Genomic DNA, 3,158 nt, shown 5'->3' with positions numbered 1-3,158 from the left:
GGCCGCGCGCGACGTGTTCGACGGCATGTGGGATGTGTCGATGCTGGACGAGGTGATCGAGCACTTCGACAAGGGCGGCGTGCTGCAGATCAGCGACGGCGCCTCGGCCGAGGCGTGCCTCGCCGGACTGGCGGCGGTGAACGGGCTGAACGAGGCGCTGGAGGGCGCGGGGCTCAGCAACCCGGCGGACCCGGCGATGACCGTGGCCGCAGCCGAGCTGCTGCTGGAGGGGCTGGCGGCGCACCGGAAGATCAGCCGCGCCGAGAGCGGCGCCTACGGCCGCGCCAAGGCCGAGCGCCCCAAGGGCAAGGGCGCGGGCGGCTTCAAGTTCGGTGACGACATGTTCAGCTGAGTTGAACCTGGATCTGAACTGTACCTGACGTGTCCCACCCGGGCTGCTGAGCCGATACCCGCAGCACGCACATCGGGCCGCATCCGCGCTTTCAGCGGGTGCGGCCCGCGCTGTTCTTTAGTTCCCTGGATCACTTCCATATCGATGATCCACATCGACTTAGATCATCCCCGGAAGCGCGGCGGACCTTCATGGACCAGCATCTCTGAAACCACGAAGACCCTTGCTCCCGTACCATCTGCCGTGCCGATCCGCTGATTCGGGATCGCTCACTTGAACGATGTTGAACCGGTTCGAGCGGTTTGGGTAGTTCGACCCATTCGCGTACCGGTTGCGGGATGCAGATTGTTCTCCGCAGCCAGCGACGCCGCGTCACCGCGGGAACGGCCGGCCCCTTGAAGGACCGCGACAATCCTGGGAGATCCAGCCCATGTTCGACATAGATACGATGGTGGACGATCACGCGACGGCCGTGCAGACCCGGACCGCCGCGCCGGTGATGGAGCCGAAGTTCTTCTGCACGGTGACGCCGTTCTACCAGCCGATCGTGAGCGCCGACGGGTTCGGCGTGATCGGGTACGAGGCGCTTGCCCGCGGCCCGCTGGATTCGCCGCTGCACTCGGCGCGCACGCTGTTCGCCACGGCCAACGGGCTGGGCGAGATGGCGGCGCTGGAGCGGGTGTGCTGGACGACGGCGCTGCTGAACGCCACGCGGCTGGGGCTGTGGCGCCGCCCGGACACGCTGCTCTTCCTGAACCTGTCAGCGGAGCGCATCCGCGAGCCCGAGTTCCTGGAGTTCGCCAAGCGCGTGGTGGCCGAGACGGGCGTGCCGGTGAACCGCCTGGTGCTGGAGGTGACGGAAGAGTCGCGGATGCGCTCGGACCCCGGGTTTCTGCGCGCGCTGATGCGGTACCGCGAACTCGGCTTTCAGATCGCGCTGGACGACGTGGGCACGGGCTACTCGGACCTGCGCGTGCTGGCCGAGGTGCGCCCCGACTTCCTGAAGATCGCGCTGGAGCTGGTGCGAGGCGTCCACGCGCACACGGGCCGGCGGCAGGTGGTGCATTCGCTGGTGATGCTGGGCCACGCCATGGGCAGCACGGTGATCGTGGAAGGCGTGGAAACGTCGGAGGAGCTGGCCGCCGTGCGCGCCCTGGGCGCGGACTGCGTGCAGGGGCACCTGATGGCCAAGCCGGGCGCAGGCCTGCCGGCGGTGGTGCTCCCGGACACGCTGGCGGTGGCGCCGCGCCTGTGCCGCGCGGCCTGATTTCCCCTGATCGATGCGCCGGTCCGCCGGCGCTGCACTCATAGATCGCGAGGAACGGATGACCAGGAAGAACGCGGCCCTGCAGGCCGCACACGAGATCGCGGCGCGCATCCGGCGCGAGCGGCAGGGGTGGGACGAGGGTGCGGACGTGGTGTGGCTGACGCCCGACGGAAAGCCGCCGCGGCAGATGGCCGTGCACATCCGAGATCGCCGCTGAACGCGGTCTCACACGAAGGGCTCGGGGCGCACGGAGGGCCGGGGAGGGTTCCTCCCGATCCTCCGTGTCTTTCATGTGAAACCGCGTTTTGCGGAACAATCCTCGCAAGCGGCGAGTCTAACGGCCGCACCATCATCGCGCCATCAACGCAGTTTCGCGGGATCGATCGTCCAATGCCCTACACAACGGTTCTCAAGCCCGTGGCCGCGTTGGCTGCGTGCGTCGGCGCGCTCGCCGCGCAGCTGGGCCCCTCGCCCTCGCGGGCGCAGCAGCCCACCGTGCTCCCCGCCAACTACGTCAACGCGCCGACCGCGTCCAAGGCACAGGAGCCGGTGCTCCCCGGGCTGGAGGTGCTGCTGCGCGATTCGCTGCACCTGGTGCGGGGCAAGCGCGTGGGGCTGATCACCAACCACACGGCCGTCACCCGCGACGGGCGCAGCGCCATCGACGCGCTCCACCGCCATCCCGAGGTGCGGCTCGTCGCGCTCTTCGGGCCGGAGCACGGGCTGCGCGGCAACATCGATGGCGGAGAGCGCATCGGCACGTCGCGCGATTCGCGGACGGGGCTGCCGGTGTTCTCGCTCTATGGATCCACCGAGCGCCCCACCGCGGCCATGCTGCGAGGCATCGACGTGCTGCTGTTCGACATGCAGGACATCGGCGCGCGGCCGTACACGTACATCTGGACGATGGCGATGGCGATGGAGGAGGCCGCGCGCCACGGCATCCCCTTCGTCGTGCTGGACCGGCCCAATCCTGTCACCTCGCGTGCGGAAGGGCCGCTGATGCAGTACGAGATGCGCAGCCGCGGCCCGCTGATCACCGGCTACTATCCCGTCCCCCTGCGCCACGGGATGACAACGGGCGAAGTGGCGCGATACGTCAACGGCGAGTACCGCATCGGCGCCAAGCTGAGCGTGGTGCCGGTGCAGGGGTGGCGCGGCAATGCATGGTTCGACGAAACCGGGCTGCCGTGGATCAACCCGTCGCCCAACATCCGCACGCTCGACGCGGCGCTGGCGTTCAGCGGGCTGGTGATGCTGGAAACGACCAACCTGTCCGTGGGACGGGGGACTCCGACGCCGTTCAGCTACGTGGGCGCGCCGTACATGAACAACACGGAGCTTCTGCGCCGCGTGCGCGCGTACGACCTGCCGGGGGTAGAGTTCGAGCTGGCGGAGTTCACGCCCCGCGGAACGGACTGGATGCAGCACCGCAACCGCCTCTGCCGCGGGGTGCGCCTGCGCATTACCGATCGCGAGCAGTTCAAGCCGGTGCTGACCGCGTTGGTGTTCCTGGTGGAGATCCACCGCATGCACCCG

The 3,158-nt window shown here is 68.9% G+C and carries 3 protein-coding genes and 1 pseudogene; all 4 read left to right on the top strand.

The window, feature by feature from the left end:
- Positions 1–352 (top strand): annotated as a pseudogene (locus VIB55_RS15595) (hypothetical protein); the annotation flags it as partial.
- A gap of 430 nt (positions 353–782) precedes the next feature.
- Entirely contained in the window at positions 783–1,619 is an 837-nt protein-coding gene (locus VIB55_RS15590) for an EAL domain-containing protein (RefSeq protein ID WP_331877583.1), read from the top strand.
- 58 nt (positions 1,620–1,677) lie between these two features.
- Positions 1,678–1,836 carry a hypothetical protein gene (locus VIB55_RS15585; protein WP_331877582.1) on the top strand — a complete coding sequence of 53 codons (159 nt, stop codon included), beginning with the start codon at positions 1,678–1,680 and terminating at the stop codon, positions 1,834–1,836.
- A gap of 173 nt (positions 1,837–2,009) precedes the next feature.
- A partial coding sequence (locus VIB55_RS15580; RefSeq protein WP_331877581.1) for a DUF1343 domain-containing protein occupies positions 2,010–3,158 on the top strand: 1,149 nt, incomplete at its 3' end.

It is taken from the genome of Longimicrobium sp. (genome assembly GCF_036554565.1).
Lineage (GTDB): Bacteria > Gemmatimonadota > Gemmatimonadetes > Longimicrobiales > Longimicrobiaceae > Longimicrobium.
The sequence above is the reverse complement of the archived record's forward strand: the minus strand, read 5'-3'. Positions and strand labels throughout refer to the sequence as shown.

Excerpts from the sequence above, each read along its gene's own strand:
- VIB55_RS15590 (WP_331877583.1), top strand. The coding sequence starts at position 783 with ATGTTCGACATAGATACGATGGTGGACGATCACGCGACGGCCGTGCAG.
- VIB55_RS15585 (WP_331877582.1), top strand. The coding sequence starts at position 1,678 with ATGACCAGGAAGAACGCGGCCCTGCAGGCCGCACACGAGATCGCGGCG.